This window comes from Paraburkholderia sp., from assembly GCF_028283785.1.
Taxonomy (GTDB): Bacteria; Pseudomonadota; Gammaproteobacteria; order Burkholderiales; family Burkholderiaceae; genus Paraburkholderia.
On sequence record NZ_JAPWKB010000014.1, the window covers coordinates 219,585 to 236,829 of the forward strand.

Genomic DNA, 17,245 nt, shown 5'->3' on the forward strand with positions numbered 1-17,245 from the left:
GCATCGTGGATGATGACGCATCGGTACGAAGCGGTCTTGGGAACCTGCTGAAGGCCGTGGGTTATGCGACCGTGTCGTTTTCATCGGGCGAGGATTTCCTCGCATCACCCGTCGTCGACGATGCGTTGTGCGTGTTGCTCGATCTGAAGATGCAAGGCATGCAAGGTCTCGAAGTGCAGCGGCAACTCAACGCGGAACACCGGAATATCCCCATCGTATTCATGTCCGCGCACGGCGACGACGAAGTGCTCCGCCGCGCGATGCTGCATGGCGCGGTCGGTTTTCTGCGCAAACCGTTCGCGGAAGAAGTGCTGCTCGATTCGATCGAACTCGCGATCGGCCGCAAGGGAGCGGCGCATTGACAGCGCCGCCGCAATTCGACTTCACCGCATCCCCACCACCGGCCGACACCCGCGCCAATCCGCATTTCGATCAGTCGTGGTTCGACACGCTCGTGCTGGAAGCGCTGCTCGTGGACGGCAATATCGTCCGGTATCGCGCATCGACGCCGGACGGCGCGCATGCGTGGCTGATCGTCACCGCGACGGATCATCCGTCCGACACCGTGGTGCGCCGTTTGCAGCAGGAACTGGCGCTTGCTCCCAAACTCGAACCCGCGTGGGCGGTGCGGCCGGTCGCGCTGGTGCGCCTGTCGCGGGGTCCGGTTCTGGTGTGCGAAGACCCTGGCGGCGCGTTGCTCCATCACGCAGCCGACGGCAATCTGCCGGTCGCGCGCTTTCTTCGCATCGCGGTGGGCGCGGCGCGCGCGTTACGCCTCGCGCATATGCGCGGCATCCTGCATCGCGATATCAAACCGACCCATCTGCTCGAAAGCGATGACGGTACGATCCGGCTGCTCGGCGTGCGCGCTCAGGCCGCGCTGCCCGCCGATGCGCATGTCGAAACGCCGGATACCTTGTACGGCACGCTCGCGTATATGTCGCCCGAACAGGCGCGCCGCGCCGAGCGTCACGCCGACGAACGCAGCGACCTGTACTCGCTCGGCGTCACGCTGTTCGAACTGCTGACCGGGCAATTGCCGTTCGATGCCGCCGATCCGGTGGAATGGGTCTATAACCACGTCGCGCGACAACCGGCCGATCCGCGCAGCATGCGTGCAACGGTACCGCCGGTGCTGGCGTCGATTCTGCTGAAGCTGCTGGAAAAGAATCCCGCCGCGCGCTATCAGAGCGCGTCGAGTCTCGAAGCGGATTTGCGGCGCTGCCTCGCCGACTGGAACGAAACCCAGCACATCGCGCCGTTCGAACCCGCCGCCGAAGACGACGTCCGCAATCTCGCGCTCACGCACCGGTTGTTCGGCCGTTCGCGCGAATACAACGCGTTGCTCGATGCATTCCGGCGCAATGCGCAGCAGTCGGTATCCGAACTGATCCTCGTGTCGGGTTATTCGGGCGTGGGCAAGTCGGAGCTGGTTCGCAGCGTGCATCGCGCGACCGCGCAAACGCCGACGCTATTCGCATCCGGCAAGCTCGAACAGTACGGCCGCAATGCGCCGTACGCGCCGTTGATGCAGGCGGTGCGGTCGCTGTTCCAGCGCATTCTCGGCGAGCGCGAACGGGAACTCGCGCATTGGCGCGACGTGTTGCGCGACGCGCTCGCGTCGCAGGGCAAGCTGCTGGTCAGCTTTATTCCCGAGCTGGAACTGGTGGTCGGGGCGCAGCCCGATGTGCCGGAGATTCCGGCGCTCGACGCGCAATTGCGCTTTCAGGCGTTGCTGACACGGCTGATCTCCGCGTTCGCGACCGCGCAGCATCCGCTGATCCTGTTTTTCGACGACGTTCACTGGTTCGACGACGCCACGCTGAATTTCATCGCGGGTTTCGTCGCGTCGGTCGATATCCGTCATGTGCTGCTGATCTGCGCGTATCGCGACAACGAGGCCAGACGATCGCCGCGCTTCACCGCGTTTCTCGATTCGCTGCCCGATGGCGCCACGCGAATCACCCATCTGAACGTCGCGCCGCTCGATCCGGCGCACGTCGCGTTATTGCTGGCCGACGCGCTGCATTGCGACTCCGCACGCGCGTTCGAACTTGCGGAGATCGTCCACGACAAGACCGGCGGCAACCCGTTTTTCGTCAAGCAGCTACTGCTCGCGCTCGCCGATACCCAACTGATTCGCTACGACAGCGGCGCGGGTGGCTGGACGTGGGATCTGGCGGGGATCGGCGACTATCACTACTCGGATAATGTGGTGGACCTGATGGTCGCGCGCGTGTCGCGGTTGCCGGGCGACGCGCAGGCCGTGCTGCGCCACCTCGCATTCATGGGACGGCGGGTGGACCGGACTACACTGGCGCGCGTCGATCGCAGCAACGAGAGCGATCTCGACCGCCGCCTGCAACCGGCGGTCGATGCCGGATTGATCGTCACCGACCGCACCGGTTTCGCGTTCACGCACAACCGCGTGCAGGAAGCCGCGTATGCGCTGACCGATGCGCAGACGCGCGGCATCGAGCACGCGCGCATCGCGCGTATCCTGCTGGCCGACCTGCAGACGTCCGCGCAAAAATCCGCGTTCGAGATCGCGTATCACATCGACCGCGCGATGACGGCGGGTGCGCTCGGGCGTCTCGACGCCGACGAAACCCAGCGCTTCGCGAACCTGTGTCTGGACGCCGCGCGTCTCGCGAAAGAAGCGGTCGCGATCCAGTCCGCGCTGAATTATCTGGTGGTCGCACAAGATCTGCTCGATGCGAGCGGCGACGACTATACGACGACGCTCGGCTACGAAACCGGCCTCCTGCAGGTGCAGTGCCACATCCTGCACGCCAATTTCCGGGCGGCCGGCATGCATATCGAAAAGCTGCTGCGTCAGCCGTTGCCGGTGCTGGCGCGCGCGCCGGTGTTCAAGCTGAAAGTGGACATGCTTCAGCATCTGTCCAGCTACGAGGCAGCCGTCGACACCGCGCTCGACGGCATCGAGCTGTTCGATACGGATCTGCCGCGCTATCCGGACGCGACCGACGTCGATCGCGCCTACGGGCGATTGCGCGCGTCACTCGGCGATCGCAGCATTGCGTCGCTCGCCGCATTGCCGCCCATGCGCGACGCGGTGATCGAGTCCGAAATGAACCTGCTGGCGAGCCTGTTCGCGCCGGCGTCGTTCGTCAACGAACGGCTCGCGTTCATCGATCTGTGCCGGATGGTCCAGCTGACCGTCGATCACGGCGTCACGGCTGCATCCGCGCATTGCCTCGCGTGGTTCGGCGTGTACATCGCGGAGTTTTTCGACGGTTACGCGGACGGCTTCGAGTACTCGCGCGTCGCGCAAACGCTGGTCGCGCAGCGCGGCTATCGGGCGGTCGCGACGAGCACGCTGGTGGCCCTCGATCAGGTCAGCGTGTGGACGCAGCCGCTGTCGTATGCGCTCAAGGCGGCGCGCGACGCATTCGACTCCGCGCGTCCCGGCGCCGATCCGACGATGAGTTGCTATGCGTGCAATCACATCGTGTCCGACCTGCTGATCCAGGGCACGCATCTGGACGAAGTGGACCGCGAGATCGACGTCGGCCTGGCGTTCGCGCGGCGCATCCGCTTCGAAGACGCCGAGAACGTGCTCGCGTTGCAGAAGCGGTTCGTGCAAAGCCTGACCGGCGTGTCGACGATTCCCGGCACGTTCGGGCATCTCGTGAATGGCCGGATCACGTTCGAATCCCGTCTGCTCGACACGCAGAGAACGTCGCTGCGATTCTGGCTGTGGCTGCTCAAAGGCGTGTCCTGCTATTTTCAGGGCGAATACGCTCACGCCGCCTATTGCCTGGACGAAGCAGGCGAATCGCGCTGGGCGACGCCCGCGCATATTCATCTGCTCGACTATCACTTTTATTCCGCGTTGACGCACGCGAAGCGCTGCACCGGGAATGACAACGTCGCGACCACGCTGGCGAGAATCGAGCCGCATCTGGCGCGATTGCGCGGCTGGGCGGCCATCAATCCGGACACGTTCAGGGACAAATTTCTGCTGGTCGAAGGCGAACTCGCGCGGCTGAACGGTGCGCCGCTGGCGGCGTTGTCGCTGTACGAGCAGGCGGCCGCGGCGGCCGCGGAACACGGCTTCAACCATTGCAATGCGCTCGCGCACGAACTGGCGGCGCGGTGTTGCGAGGCGAACGGCTTGCCCAGCGCCGCGCGTCACCATAGCCGCAGCGCGGTTGCCGCGTACACGCGGTGGGGCGCACTGGCCAAGGTCGAACAGCTTGAACGCATCGAGCGCGCCGAAAGCGCCGCATGGCCGACCCGTCCGGCGATGACATGGCCCGCGCGTGCGCGGCCGTCGGTGGAGATTCCCGCCGCGCAGGAACAGTTCGACATGCTGTCGGCGTTGAAGTCGTCGCAGGCGCTGTCGGAAGAGATGGTGCCGGACAGACTGATCCGCACGCTGGTGACGCTCGCCATCGTTCATGCGGGCGCGCAGCGCGGCATGCTGATCCTGTTCGATGACGATGTGCCGGTGCTCGAAGCGCACGGCCAGGAAGAGGCGACAGGCGTACACGTGACGCTGGCCGGCGAACGGGTCGCGGCCGATTCCGTGCCGCTGTCGATCGTCTACACGGCGATGCGCATGCGCAAGCCGGTGGTGGTCGAAGATGCACAAAGCGACGGCCGTTTTTCGTTCGACATCGCGTTCGCGAGCCGTCCGGCGCGGTCCGTGCTGTGTCTACCGCTGGTCAAGCAGGGCAATGCGACCGGCGTGCTGTATCTGGAGAACAACCTGACGGCGGGCGTGTTCACGTCGAGCCGCACGTCGGTGCTGGAACTGCTCGCGTCGCAGGCGGCGATTTCGCTGGAAACGGCGCGGCTATACGAAGCACTCGTCGACGAAAACACGCGTCGAAAGCAGACCGAACAGGCGCTGCGCATGAGCGAGGAAGCGCTCGCGCTGGGCCAGAAAATCAGCCGTTCGGGCAGCTATATCTGGAACAGCACGACCGGCGAGCGCTACTGGTCCGACGAGTTGTACAACGTCTTCTGCGTGCAGCGCGACGCGGGATGCCCGAACACCAGCGCCGTTCTGGAGCGGATTCATCCGGAAGACGTGGCGGCCTATCGCGACGCGATCGAACACGCTGCGCAGCAACGGATCGCGTTTCAGCACGCGTTTCGCGTCGTCACGCCGGACGGCATGATCAAGCATCTCGAAGTGTTGGGCGAGCCGTCGGGCGTCAGCAGTTTCGTCGGCGTCGTGACGGATTTCTCCGAACGCCACACCACGGAACTGGCGCTGCAAAACGCGAAGATCGAACTCGCGCGGGCGTCGCGCGCGACGACGATGGGCGAGCTGGCGGCGTCGATTGCGCATGAGATCAATCAGCCGCTGGCGTCGATCGTGTCGAATGCGAGCGCGGGCGTGCGCTGGCTGAACCGCCCGGTGCCGGACATTCCGGAGGCGCTCGCGGGCTTGCGCGACATCGTCAAGGACGGCAAGCGCGCGGGCAATATCATCCGGGCGTTGCAGTCGCTCGCGAAGGAGTCGCGGCCGAGTTTCGTCCCGACCTTCGTGGATCGCGTGGTGCGCGAAACCTTCGTGCTCGCTGCGGCGGAAATCGAGCAGAAAAGCCTGGCCGTCCGGCTCGATCTCCGGTCGGAGCGGCCGGTTCTCGCCGACCGCGTGCAATTGCAGCAGGTGTTGTTCAACCTGATTATGAACGCCGCCGACGCGATGAGCCATCTCGATCCGCGACAGCGCGTGCTGAGCGTCAAGTCGCGGCTGGACGGACGGGGATCGGTCGTGGTGTCGGTGCAGGATAACGGGTCGGGCATCAGCGCCGAGATCGCCTCGCGGATTTTCGATGCGTTTTTCACGACCAAAGATAGCGGCATGGGCATGGGGCTGGCGATCTGCCGGTCGATTATCGAGGCGCACGGCGGCACGCTGACGGCCGCGTCCGTCCAGCCCGCCGGAACCGTCTTCGAATTCACGCTGCCCGCCGCCGACCACGCGCCGTTTAGTCCCGGTTAAACCTTGGTATGAGTCGCCTAGACTTATTGACGGCGACGGCCACGCCTATGTAGGGCTAGTGGCTGAAAGTCCGTTCGGATAACTTTGAGTCATCGCGGCGCCCCTGATTGACTGTGCCGCTTCCTCATCGTTTCGGACAGAACAATCATGACTAGCGAGTCCCTTGCGTATCCCGCGCTGGTAGTTGCCCATCGTGCCGGCAAGCCGGCGATCGATCCCGTCGATCTCGAACGGCAGTGGCGGTGTCCGGGCCATCCCGACGTGTCGGCTGCTTTGGTTTCTGCGCGACTGCCCAGCGTGACGGTATCGCGCTGGACCCGTCACGACGACACCCCGATCGACGTAGTCAATCCCGGCAGCGATGCGTTGCATTGCGTCGCGCTCAATCTTAAATCCACGTCGCTGACCTTCGTCCATGCAGGACGGACGCTGGTGAGCGGCCGCGTGACAGCGGGCGCGGTGCAGGTGACGACGCCCGGCGTCGCGACCGGCGCGCGCTTCGAATCGTCGAGCGACGTGCTGCATCTGTTCGTCTCGCAGTCCGTGCTGCACGAATGCTACGAAGACCTGTTCGACCGGCGTCATAACGGCGATCTGGCCTTGTCCGAAGCGCGGCTGATTCGCGATCCCGCGATCGAGCGTCTCGGTCAGGCGCTGGCGGTATCGCAGACACACGACGCGGCCCTGGGCAAGGTGTTCACGGACAGCGTGAGTCTCGCGATCGTATCGCGGCTGGTCGCGACGCAGTTCGCGGCAGCGCCCGCGCAGTCGCGCGATGCCGCTGCGTTGCCTGCCTGGCGCGTGCGCCGCGCGATCGATTACGTGGATGCGCATCTAGCCGAGCCGATCGGTCTTGCCGAAATGGCCGAAAGCACCGGGCTGACGCGGATGCATTTTGCCGCGCAGTTTCGTCGGGCGACGGGAATGCGGCCGCACGAGTATCTGTTGCGTCGCCGGATCGAGCATGCGCAGAGCTTGTTGCGCACGTCGCCGCACAACGTGCTGGATGTCGCGCTCAGTTGCGGCTTTCGCTCGCAGGCGCATTTCACGACGGTGTTCAAGCGTTTTACCGGCGATACGCCGCATTGCTGGAGGACAAAAGCACATGTCGAACGATAAGCACATCCAGTCGTTTCTCGCCGTCAGCGATGCCTTTCTGCGTCGTCAGGCGAGGGTGACCGTTATGTCGATGGCTGGTCCGATTTCTCTTTTTCAGGAGCCGCAGCATGCTGACGAACATCAACACGACCGATCCGTGGATGCAGACCGTGGGCTGGCTGTCGTCGCCGCCGGATGAGTGCGCAGCGCGACCGCAACCGTCGCGCCTGCCGGTGCTGGGCGAGCGCTTCAACGTAGCGGTGAACGTGATCGACCGGCCTTCGGCGACGACGGCGACGCTGTCGTGGCGCGATCCGACGCGCTGTTCGTATGGCGATCAGGTATGGCACACGGCGCGGGCGCGCGTGGCGGGCGTGTGTGCGATGAGCGGCCGCGCGATCCGCGTCGGCGACGCGGTGTTCAGACCGCGCGCGAGTCGGCCGGCGCCGCTGAATGCGGGGGCGATGGTGCTGGCGGTGGTGTTGAGGGCGGTATAACAAAGGTAGCCGCGGAACAGCGCCGGGCGAGATTGCGCCGTGTTAACATTCGCGACGTATTCGAGGAGCGAACCGTGGCTGTGACGACGCCGACCAAGACACCATCATCCCGTAAGCCGGCGTTGACGCGCGATCGCGACGTGCGGGCTGCCGTCCGGCGCAAGGTCCTTGCCGACCATATTGCGGATCCGGCCGTACTGGTGTTGGACGAACTGGGACTTGAACACGGCGCCTGCCGCGTTGACATCGCCGTCATCAACGGCTCAATTCATGGTTACGAATTGAAAAGCGACGCCGACACGCTTGCACGTCTGCCTCAGCAGATCGAGATCTACTCCCGGGCGCTAGACCGGGCGACACTCGTTGTCGGTGAGCGTCATCTGGACGCCGCTAAACGGCTTTTGCCGGATTGGTGGGGGATCAAAGTGACAAGCACGGGCGTGCGCGGGGCCGTTTACGTCGAAAGTGAACGATCGGCTGTATCCAATCCCGGTGTTTCGCCATTTCACGTTGCGCATTTGCTGTGGCGAAATGAAGCGGTTGAAATTCTCGCCGCGATGGACGTGACCAAGAAAGACCTGAGGGGAAGCCGCGCGGAGCTTTATGCGTTGCTTGCGCGGCTGTTGCCGTTGGCGGAACTGCGTTCTCAGGTTAGGAGCACACTTAAACAGCGTTCAAACTGGCGACGTCACTCACTACCTTTGTGATGTGGTGATTACTGGCAACCGTCGGCCATGTCGATGCGCCGCCCGTGCTTCCGCCGCGATTTGCGCACTCGTCGATATATTCGTCACCGTATGAGAAGGCCGCTCCATAAAAAATCGGCGGCGTGGCATGGGTGATGATCCTGCATACATCGGCGTATTGCGCTCTACCAAATTTCTTGACCTGAACGCCCATCGCAATGAACCAGGCGTCGTCGATCGTATATTTTATTTTCGCGTTGGGATCGAGCATTCGCGGGTCCATCAATTCTGTGCGGGGATGTGCAACCGCATAGTCGCTGAATGTCGGCTTTCTATACCCTTTTGGCAGCATGCGGATCAGGGCTTTATAGCCAAGCCAGTCGGATCGCGGCGACGTGCCGTGAGGCCTGTAAGCCGCAGCGGGAAGTGCGGCAGGAAAGGCCGCCGCAGCGACCGTCAGGCTACGCCATTCATTCATTGCCGGCAGTTGGTCCAGGAGTGCCTTCCACACGAGGCCCTGAGCAGTGGCCGATGATGCTACGTCTTCCGCGCAGTCGATTATCAGATCACATGCGTGGGTGCCTAGACCGATTTGTCCCAGCAGTGCCGCAATGCGGGTGCTGAGGTCAGGCGTAAAGTCGTCTACGACCAGACGGATGCATGCGCCCTTGCCATCAACTGCCGCGATCGCGGCGACCGCAACGATATAGTCCGCATCGCGGTCCAGACCGACGACCGGGATTGCATTTGCGTCGTTCGCGCGTACCCAAATCGGTCGTTGATTATTTGTGTTTTTTTGAAAATATTCGTCACTCGTAACCCGCAAACCCCAACCCCCTCACTCCCCCATCTCCGCCCGTCCCACCACCTTGCCCCGGAAAATAAAATACTGATACAGGTTGTAGCCGATCATCACCGGAAACACGAGGCCGATCCCGACGAGCATAAACACCAGTGTCGGCGAATCCGATGCCGCCTGAACGACTCCAATCTTGCCCGGCACGAAATCGGGAAACAGGCTCACGGCAAGGCCCACGAACGACATCAGGAACAACGCCACCGACGCCCGGAACGGTATCGTCGAACTGCCCAGATACAGCGTCCCCATGACCACGGCGAAACACAACGCCGCGCACGCACCCAGCGCCATCAACAGATGAAACACGTGCGGTTGCGACCAGCGGTCGTGACCCACCGAGCTATACAACCACGTCGCCGCGGTCAGCAACACCGCCGCGCCGACCGTCACCACCGCGCTCAACAACGCCATGCGCCGCGACCATTGTTCGATCGCGCCGACGGTCTTGCCCACCAGATAGGTCGAGCCGAGCAACGCATAGCCGGCCACCACGCCGATTGCCGCAATGACGATGAAAATCACGCTTAGCGGCCCCGGCACGAAACCCGTAATCACCGTTCCGAGTATCACGCCTTGCGACGCGGCCGCGACCAGACTGCCCGTTCCAAACACCGCGTCCCACACCTTCCCGTGCGTCGCGCTATGACGAAACTCGATCGCGGCGCCGCGCATGATCAAACCCGCAATCAACGCCATCACCGGCAAATACAGGTCTTGAAGCAGCGTTGCATAGGCGAGCGGAAACGCGCCGAACAAAGCCCCGCCGAGTACCACCAGCCACGTCTCGTTCGCATCCCACACATGACCGATCGATTCGATCATCACGTCGTGATCCGAACGCCGCTTCGTCAACAGACTCAGAATGCCGACGCCGAGATCGAAGCCGTCGGTGACGACGTAAATCACCAGCATCAAACCGATCAGGCCGAACCAGGTCACGGCGAGCATCGAGTGAACGGAATTTTCCATGAGACAACCTCACGTTTCAGGATCCAGAAGGACGGGTTCAGTATTCGGTCGCATCGACGCGGTCACGGGCGTCCGCGCTTGCCTCGCGCGTCACGTCGGGAGCGGACAACGGAGACGGAGCGGGCGTGATCGTCAGGTCGGGACCGGTGCGCAACCACTTGCGTGCCAGCACGAAGAACGTCGCGATCAGCACCACGTAGAACGTGAAAAACATCACCATGCTCAGTGTGACCGACGATGCCGCGACCGTGGACGCCGCATCGCGCGTCCGCAGCAAGCCATAGACGACCCACGGTTGACGACCGACTTCGCGCACGATCCATCCGGCTTCCACCGCGACATACGGCAGCGGAATACACAGCACCCACGCCAGCAACAACGTGCGCTGCGCGAGCAACGCGTCGAGCGCGCCGCGCGTTTTGCGCAACGTCCATGCGGTCCAGAACGCGAGCCCCATAAACGCAAAGCCGATCCCGGCCATCACCCGAAACGCGTAGTAGAGAAGCGGTAGCATCGGCGGTTGATCGGCCGGTGCGAAGTCCTTCAGACCCTTGACCTCGCCGTGCAACGAATGCGTGCCGAGAATGCTCAGCATGCCCGGCACTTCGATCGACCAGTCGTTGCGCTGTGCATCGCGGTTCGGCCATGCCAGCAGCGACCACGACGCACCGGTGCCGGGCGCATTGGTGGTCCAGTGTCCTTCGATCGCCGCGCCTTTCGCCGGTTGCGTCGCGAACACGCTGCCGCCGCTCGCGTCGCCGAGCCAGATCTGCAACGGTGCGACGACGACCAGCACCGTCAGCGCGAGCTTGAACGAGCGGACGAAAAAATCAGCACTGCGTTTGCGCAGCAGCATGTACGCGGAAATGCCCGCGATCACGAACATGCCGGTCTCGATCGCGGCGACCCACATATGCGTGACGCCCCACACCATGTCCGGATTGAAGATTGCCGCGACGTAGTCGGTGACGACGATCTTGCCGTCGATCACGCTATAACCGGCAGGCGTCTGCATCCACGAATTGGCGACCATGATCCAGAACGCGGACAGGCTCGATCCCAGCGCGACCATGCAGGTCGCGAACAGATGCACGCGGCGCGACACGCGCCCCCAACCAAGCATCATCACGCCGACGAACCCTGCTTCGAGCATGAACGCCATCGCGCCTTCGAAGCCGAGAATATTGCCGATGAACTGACCGGTGTATTTCGAAAACCCCGCCCAGTTGGTGCCGAACTGAAACTCCATCGGAATCCCGCTGACCACGCCGACCGCGAAATTCAGCACCAGCAGCTTGCTCCAGAATCGCGCGTGCCGGTAATACAGAACATCGCCAGTCTTCAGCCAGAGCACTTCGACCAGCACCAGAAACGCCGACAGACTGATCGTCAGGATCGGCCACAGAATATGGAAAATCGCGGTCATCGCGAACTGCGCGCGCGACAGGTCGAGAACGTCATTGATGTGCACGATGCATCTCCTGAGCAGGCATCACGACCGCGCGCGTGGCGGAATCCGGACCGTTCGCGGCGGCCGTCACCACCTTGACGGGCACCGACTTATACGACGGCGTGCGGCTTTTCTGGTCGTACGCATAGAGCGGCACGAGCGGGTTCGCTTCCGGGTAATACGCGCCGCAGCAGCCGTCCGGCAGCGAATATTCGATCACCTTGAAACTGCGGATCACGCGGTCGATTCCGTCCGTCGACAGCGACACGATATCGACGCGTTCGCCCGGATGCAGATCGCGCTTTTTCAGTTCGCGCGCGTTCATGAACACCACATCGCGTTGACCGAACACGCCGCGATACCGGTCCGAATGCGAATAGAGCGTCGTGTTGTACTGGTCGTGGCTGCGCATCGTGGTGAGCCACAACGCGTCGGGATCGTGTTGATGCGGATCTTCGTCGAGGCCTTTGAACACGAGAAAATTGGCGCGGCCCGTGGACGTCGCCCAGATCCGGTCGCGCGCTGTCGATGCAAGATGAAAGCCGCCCGGCACGCGAATCCGCGCGTTATAGGCCTGAAACGCGGGAAACACGATTTCGATCGCGTCGCGAATCCGGTCGTAATCCGCGATCATTTCCTCCCACCGCACATGCGATTGCGGACCCATCGTCGCGCGCGCGAAGCCGGCGACGATCGCCGGTTCGCTCAGCAAATGCGGCGACGCGGGCTCGTTGCGACCCGCCGACGCATGCACCATCGACATCGAATCCTCGACGGTGATCGATTGCGGGCCGTCCGCCTGAATATCGATTTCAGTGCGGCCGAGGCAGGGCAGAATCAACGCGTCGCGACCGTGCACCAGATGACTGCGATTGAGTTTGGTCGCGATATGCACGGTCAGGTTCAGCTTGCGTATCGCCGCCTGCACGCGAACCCAGTCAGGCACGGCCGCCGCGAAATTGCCGCCCAGGCCGATAAACACTTTCGAGTCGCCGCGCATCATCGCTTCGATAGTCGCGACCACATCGCGGCCGTGCGCGGCGGGCGGCCGAAAGCCGAATGCGCGCTCGATGCCGTCGAGCAGCTGTGTCGAGGGTTTTTCCGTGATGCCGACCGTGCGGTTGCCCTGCACGTTCGAATGCCCGCGCACCGGACACACGCCCGCGCCGGGTCGTCCGATATTGCCGCGCAGCAGCGCGAGATTCGCGATCTGCTGGACGTTTTCGGTGCCGCGATGGTGCTGCGTGAGTCCCATCCCGTAGACGAGAATCGCGTTTTTCGCGTTCATGTAGAGGGTCGCGGCATTCGTGATGTCGGCGCGCGACAAGCCGGACTGACGCTCGATCGCGTCCCATCCGGTGGTGCGCAGATCCGCCAGCAGCGCGTCGATGCCATGCGTATGGCCTTCGATGAATTCGATGTCGAGGATGCGCGGTTGATCGGCGGCAAGCGCGGCGTCGTCGGCATCGACGATCGCTTTCATCATGCCTTTGAGCACCGCGACATCGCCGCCGACGCGCACCTGATAGAGAAACGTGCTGATCTGCGTAAAGCCGAGCGTCGCCATTTCCACCGGATTTTGCGGCGACGCGAAGCGTTCCAGCGCGCGTTCGCGAAACGGATTGAACGAGACGATCTTGCCGCCGCGTCGCGACGCCGCGTGCAGATCGCTCATCATCCGCGGACTGTTCGTGCCGGGATTCTGGCCGAAGATGAAAATCGCGTCCGCCTGTTCGAAATCCTCGAGCAACACCGTGCCTTTGCCGACGCCGATCGATTCCGGCAAGCCGACGCTGGTGGCTTCGTGGCACATGTTCGAGCAATCGGGAAAGTTATTGGTGCCGAACTCGCGGATAAACAGTTGATAGAGAAACGCGGCTTCGTTCGACGCACGGCCCGAGGTGTAGAAATCGGCCTGATCGGGGTGATCGAGCGCGTTCAGATGCGCGCCGATCAACGCGAACGCATCGGCCCATTCGATCGGCATGTAGCGATCCGACGCGGCGTCATAACGCATCGGATGCGTCAGACGTCCGGCCATTTCGAGGTCGTAGTCGTCCCACGCGGTCAGTTCGGACACGCTGTGCGCTGCGAAAAAATCCGGCGTGCACCGCATCGCCGTCGCTTCCCACGCCACGGCTTTCGCGCCGTTCTCGCAGAATTCGAACGACGACGTGTGCTTCGGATCGGGCCACGCGCAGCCGGGGCAATCGAAGCCTTGCGGCTGATTCATATGCAGCAGCGTTTTCGCGCCCGAAACCGCGATGCCTTGCACCGCGAGCGCTTCGCCGGTCGCCTTCAGCGCGCCCCAGCCGCCGGCCGGTTCGCTGTAGATCCGAATGTCCTTTCTGGTGGCCATGTCCGCGTCCTTGTCCCGTACCTTGCCGGTCCGGGTTGGACCGTTGGAACGATGATCGGCGCGATCGGCGGTGCGGGCTTACACAAATGCCCGATGGTTGTCGAATCGCACGACGCGTCGTACCAACGGACGACGTGTCAGGTCCAGTGCTTCATATCCGTGATCGCGCTTCGATCGACCGGGTTCGCGCGCAGTCGATGCGCATGCACGCGTGGGTCGCGCGGGTGCAGGCGCGTGGTGTCGAAGCCTTGCGGGTCCGGTTGCGATGCGGTGGCCGATGGCCCGCACGTATTGCAACCCGTGACGGCGACGTGAGTGGCGATGCCGGCGGAATCACCGGATGAGTGATCGGTCGCGAAGCGTTCGAGCGGCAATTGCATATCGCCGCCGACGCGCGACACAGTGTCCGCGATACCCGGCGCGTTGACGATGCCGATTGCGAAACCCAAGGCGATGGACGCGGCACCGATGGCCGACGCGCGGACCGGCCGCGTGATGCGGAGTGCTTTCATTGCAGGAATCTCCCGAAACAGGTTCCCGACTGACCGGCTGACAGAACGGCAGACGCAAGTGGAAACGGTCGGGGATGACGCAGTATCGGCGGCGGTGCGGTTCGGGCTTTTCAGCGACGCACGGTCTGTTTCGAATTTGCCGGGACTTCTTCGGGTGGGGAGGTTTTTTATAGTGCCGGGCGCTCGCGTGCGACACGGTGTCAGCGCCATGACGTCATCGCACGCGAATCGCGTTCGGCTTATTTCGGACCGAACGTATAACCGATCGATGTCATAAACACCGTATCGACTTTCTTCACGCCGTTGAGCGGATGATTCTGATAGCTGTTCGACAAGGTCATCTTCAACTGGAAGTGATCGTTGATCGCGGTCGTCAGGCCGAGATCCACTTGCGTGCGCAGGTCGCCGAGATAACCGAGGTTCGGATACACCGACACGCGTTCGTTGAACGCAGACTTGCTGCCGATCTTCTGCACCAGGTTTTCGCCGAGCAGCAACTCCGGATAGTTGCGCGAGCCTTCCTTGTACTGCTCGTAGTTGTACGACAGACCCGTGTAAACATCGAACAGGGTGGGCGCAGTCTTGACCACGTGATAGCCGAAGCCGCCGCCCGCCGACGCCTGAAAGTTCAGGTCCTGCAGTTCATTGCGCTTCGCGTTGAACAGCCCGAGCGCATAGACGCGATCGGACAGATCGTGGTCGTACTCGGTGTTTAACGTGACGAGATTATTCGACACCGACTTCGTGCCGTCCGACGTGCTGGTGCCGTAAAGGCCGGTCAAAGCAGACGTGAACTTGTCGGTTGGGCTGGCCCAATCCAGCGTGGCGCTGAGGTTGACGCTTACCGAACTCGTATCGCCGGACGCGGCGCTGACGCCGCCGTTGATCGAGCCGCGCCAGGCGTTATCGGTTTTGACGACCGTGTCGGTGGGAACCGCGACGGTTTCGGCCCATGCGGGTTCGCAAACGAGAGCGAGGGACGCGAGAGGGAAGAGAAGAGGTAGAGCGCGCGTGTTTTTCAAACTCATGATCCAGAGTGAAGGGATGATGGGAGGACATCCGGTATGCAGAGAAGACAGAACCGGATGGCGAAGACGCCGGGGCGCACTACAACGTCGCGAACCTGGACCATCACACGTGGCGTGACCACGAAGCCCGGGTTGCGCGAGTCAGCCCGTTGGATAGCGATCGGCGGTCTATGTTCCTTACCCATTCTTTCCGGTGCGCGTCGACGCATGCATTGGGTGGCCCCGATGCGCGCTTCTTCGCGCGTGGGCGGGGCCTCCACACAATCTCCTCAATTTCCTCATCGTTGCTGCGTCTTTCTTTCTTACTATTCGCCATCGTCGAAGCATCGGTCATCACGATGCTTTGAATCATGGTCTGGTGGGAAGCGCGCGAAGCAGGCAGGTAAAAGTGTCCGCGTCGTCGCAACGAAACCGGATCTCCAGGTAAAGAGTGGAGCCCGATTTATGACTGTCCGTCTACTTGTCGTCGAGCCGGATCAAGAGATTCGCGATCAGCTGCGTGCGCATTTTCAGCAGAACCAGATCGAGATGTCGGTGCTGTATGGCGTGACGCAACTCGTGAGTCGCGTCGAACTCGAATGTCCGTCGGCGATTCTGTTGCGCGCCGAAGCACCGATGCTCGACGAACGCAGCGCGATCCGGCGCTTGCGTTTTGCGGGCTACGATATGCCGATCATCGTGCGCAGCACGTCGAACGACGTGGTCGACAAGATCGTCGCGTTCGAACTCGGCGTGGATGACTACATCGTCGATCCGGTCGATCTTCGTGAACTGACCGCACGCATCCGGCGCACGGTGCAGCGCTGCAGTCATGCACTTCTCGATGCGCCGGAGATTCGCCGCAGCGTCACGTTCGGTGAGTTTCAGGTCGATTTCGCCGCGCGTCGGCTGGTGAAAAATGGCCGCGATATCGCGCTGCGTTCCAGCGAATTCGCGTTGCTGAAAATCTTTACCAGCAATCCGATGCGGGTCTTGACGCGTTCGATGGTCAACAGTCAGCTCGGCAAGAGCGCGACGCAACATGGCAGCCTGGACGTCGCGGTGTGCCGTTTGCGCTCGGTGATCGAAGACGATCCGTCCGCGCCGCGTTTGATCCAGACCTTGCGCGGACGCGGCTATATGTTCGTGCCATCGAGCGACAGACCCGACGCGACGACATCCGATCACGATGGCGCCGACGTATCGCGGCTTCACGCGTCGCCGATGAATCCGGCGCAGTTGAGTCCGGCGATGGGACGCGTGGATCACGAACGGGTGTGAACCCAGGCCGGTGCGCTACCGGCCTCGCGGATAAAAAAAGCCGCGCAACCTCCGGTTGCGCGGCTTTTTTAACGCGTCGACGAAAGTGCGAGGCGCGTGATTGGCAAGGTCATCGCCGCGTCGGCCATATCGATGTAGTCGGGATAGAGATCGGTGGCGGCGGCCAGCAATCCGCCGAAGCCGTAATGAAAATCCGCCGACACGACCGGCCGCATGCCCGACGCATAGTGAACGCACGGCATGCAGCGCTTCAGGTCTTCGCCGGTATAGCCCGTATTGCCGGTCCGATGGAGCGTGTCGTCGTCGAAAGGGTTATCGGGCTGAGGGCCAGAGCCGCATCGAACCGAAGGATAACAAAACAATATGCACGCCAGACCAAGGATAAGAAAACGCATGATGAAAGTGATGGAGCGCTGGAAGTGGACTGGATCGCGAACCGTTGCCGATTCATCTGTTTTTTGACGGGTGTTTCCGATTATTTCAGCGTGTAGCCGCGTCAAACGGTCTCCGGTCAATCCACACCATGCTACGCAGACAGCGAGCA

The 17,245-nt window shown here is 62.6% G+C and carries 13 protein-coding genes; 6 read left to right on the plus strand and 7 right to left on the minus strand.

The window, feature by feature from the left end:
* Window positions 1-5 precede the first annotated feature (5 nt).
* The 5 genes from PW947_RS17000 (at window position 6) to PW947_RS17020 (ending at window position 8,285) form a co-directional block, all read left to right on the plus strand.
* A complete protein-coding gene (locus tag PW947_RS17000) occupies window positions 6-362 on the plus strand; it encodes a response regulator (RefSeq protein ID WP_299633508.1) in 357 nt (118 codons plus the stop codon).
* Window positions 359-5,983, plus strand: coding sequence for an ATP-binding sensor histidine kinase (locus tag PW947_RS17005; protein WP_299633509.1), 5,625 nt, complete (start codon window positions 359-361; stop codon window positions 5,981-5,983). Before PW947_RS17000 ends, PW947_RS17005 begins: the two co-directional genes overlap by 4 nt.
* Window positions 5,984-6,130: 147 nt before the next feature.
* Complete coding sequence (locus PW947_RS17010; RefSeq protein ID WP_299633510.1) at window positions 6,131-7,102, plus strand: AraC family transcriptional regulator; 972 nt, start codon at window positions 6,131-6,133, stop codon at window positions 7,100-7,102.
* A gap of 107 nt (window positions 7,103-7,209) precedes the next feature.
* Complete coding sequence (locus PW947_RS17015; RefSeq protein ID WP_299633511.1) at window positions 7,210-7,578, plus strand: DUF3331 domain-containing protein; 369 nt, start codon at window positions 7,210-7,212, stop codon at window positions 7,576-7,578.
* 74 nt (window positions 7,579-7,652) lie between these two features.
* A complete protein-coding gene (locus tag PW947_RS17020; protein WP_299633512.1) occupies window positions 7,653-8,285 on the plus strand; it encodes a sce7726 family protein in 633 nt (210 codons plus the stop codon).
* Here the strand turns inward: PW947_RS17020 and PW947_RS17025 are convergent.
* The 6 genes from PW947_RS17025 to PW947_RS17050 all read right to left on the minus strand — a co-directional run bounded on the left by PW947_RS17025 (window position 8,242) and on the right by PW947_RS17050 (window position 15,441).
* Window positions 8,242-9,090, minus strand: a complete 849-nt coding sequence (locus PW947_RS17025) for a hypothetical protein (RefSeq protein WP_299633513.1) — start codon at window positions 9,088-9,090, stop codon at window positions 8,242-8,244. The genes PW947_RS17020 and PW947_RS17025 overlap by 44 nt on opposite strands.
* A gap of 12 nt (window positions 9,091-9,102) precedes the next feature.
* Complete coding sequence (locus PW947_RS17030) at window positions 9,103-10,092, minus strand: cytochrome d ubiquinol oxidase subunit II (RefSeq protein WP_299633514.1); 990 nt, start codon at window positions 10,090-10,092, stop codon at window positions 9,103-9,105.
* Window positions 10,093-10,129: 37 nt separating this feature from the next.
* On the minus strand, window positions 10,130-11,563 hold the full coding sequence (locus PW947_RS17035; RefSeq protein WP_299633515.1) for a cytochrome ubiquinol oxidase subunit I: 1,434 nt from the start codon (window positions 11,561-11,563) through the stop codon (window positions 10,130-10,132).
* Window positions 11,550-13,901: an FdhF/YdeP family oxidoreductase gene (locus PW947_RS17040; protein ID WP_299633516.1), complete on the minus strand. Its 2,352-nt coding sequence runs from the start codon at window positions 13,899-13,901 to the stop codon at window positions 11,550-11,552. Before PW947_RS17040 ends, PW947_RS17035 begins: the two co-directional genes overlap by 14 nt.
* Window positions 13,902-14,038: 137 nt before the next feature.
* Window positions 14,039-14,413 (minus strand): hypothetical protein, encoded by a 375-nt coding sequence (locus PW947_RS17045; RefSeq protein WP_299633517.1) that lies wholly within the window; start codon window positions 14,411-14,413, stop codon window positions 14,039-14,041.
* Between the two features lie 239 nt (window positions 14,414-14,652).
* The gene (locus PW947_RS17050; RefSeq protein ID WP_299633518.1) at window positions 14,653-15,441 is read right to left on the minus strand and encodes a DUF481 domain-containing protein; all 789 of its coding nucleotides are present in this window, start codon (window positions 15,439-15,441) and stop codon (window positions 14,653-14,655) included.
* 444 nt (window positions 15,442-15,885) lie between these two features.
* Between PW947_RS17050 and PW947_RS17055 the strand changes: the two genes are divergently transcribed.
* Complete coding sequence (locus PW947_RS17055; protein WP_299633519.1) at window positions 15,886-16,701, plus strand: response regulator transcription factor; 816 nt, start codon at window positions 15,886-15,888, stop codon at window positions 16,699-16,701.
* 68 nt (window positions 16,702-16,769) lie between these two features.
* Here PW947_RS17055 and PW947_RS17060 read toward each other — a convergent pair whose 3' ends face one another.
* Entirely contained in the window at window positions 16,770-17,201 is a 432-nt protein-coding gene (locus PW947_RS17060; RefSeq protein ID WP_299633520.1) for a hypothetical protein, read from the minus strand.
* Between the last annotated feature and the right edge of the window lie 44 nt (window positions 17,202-17,245).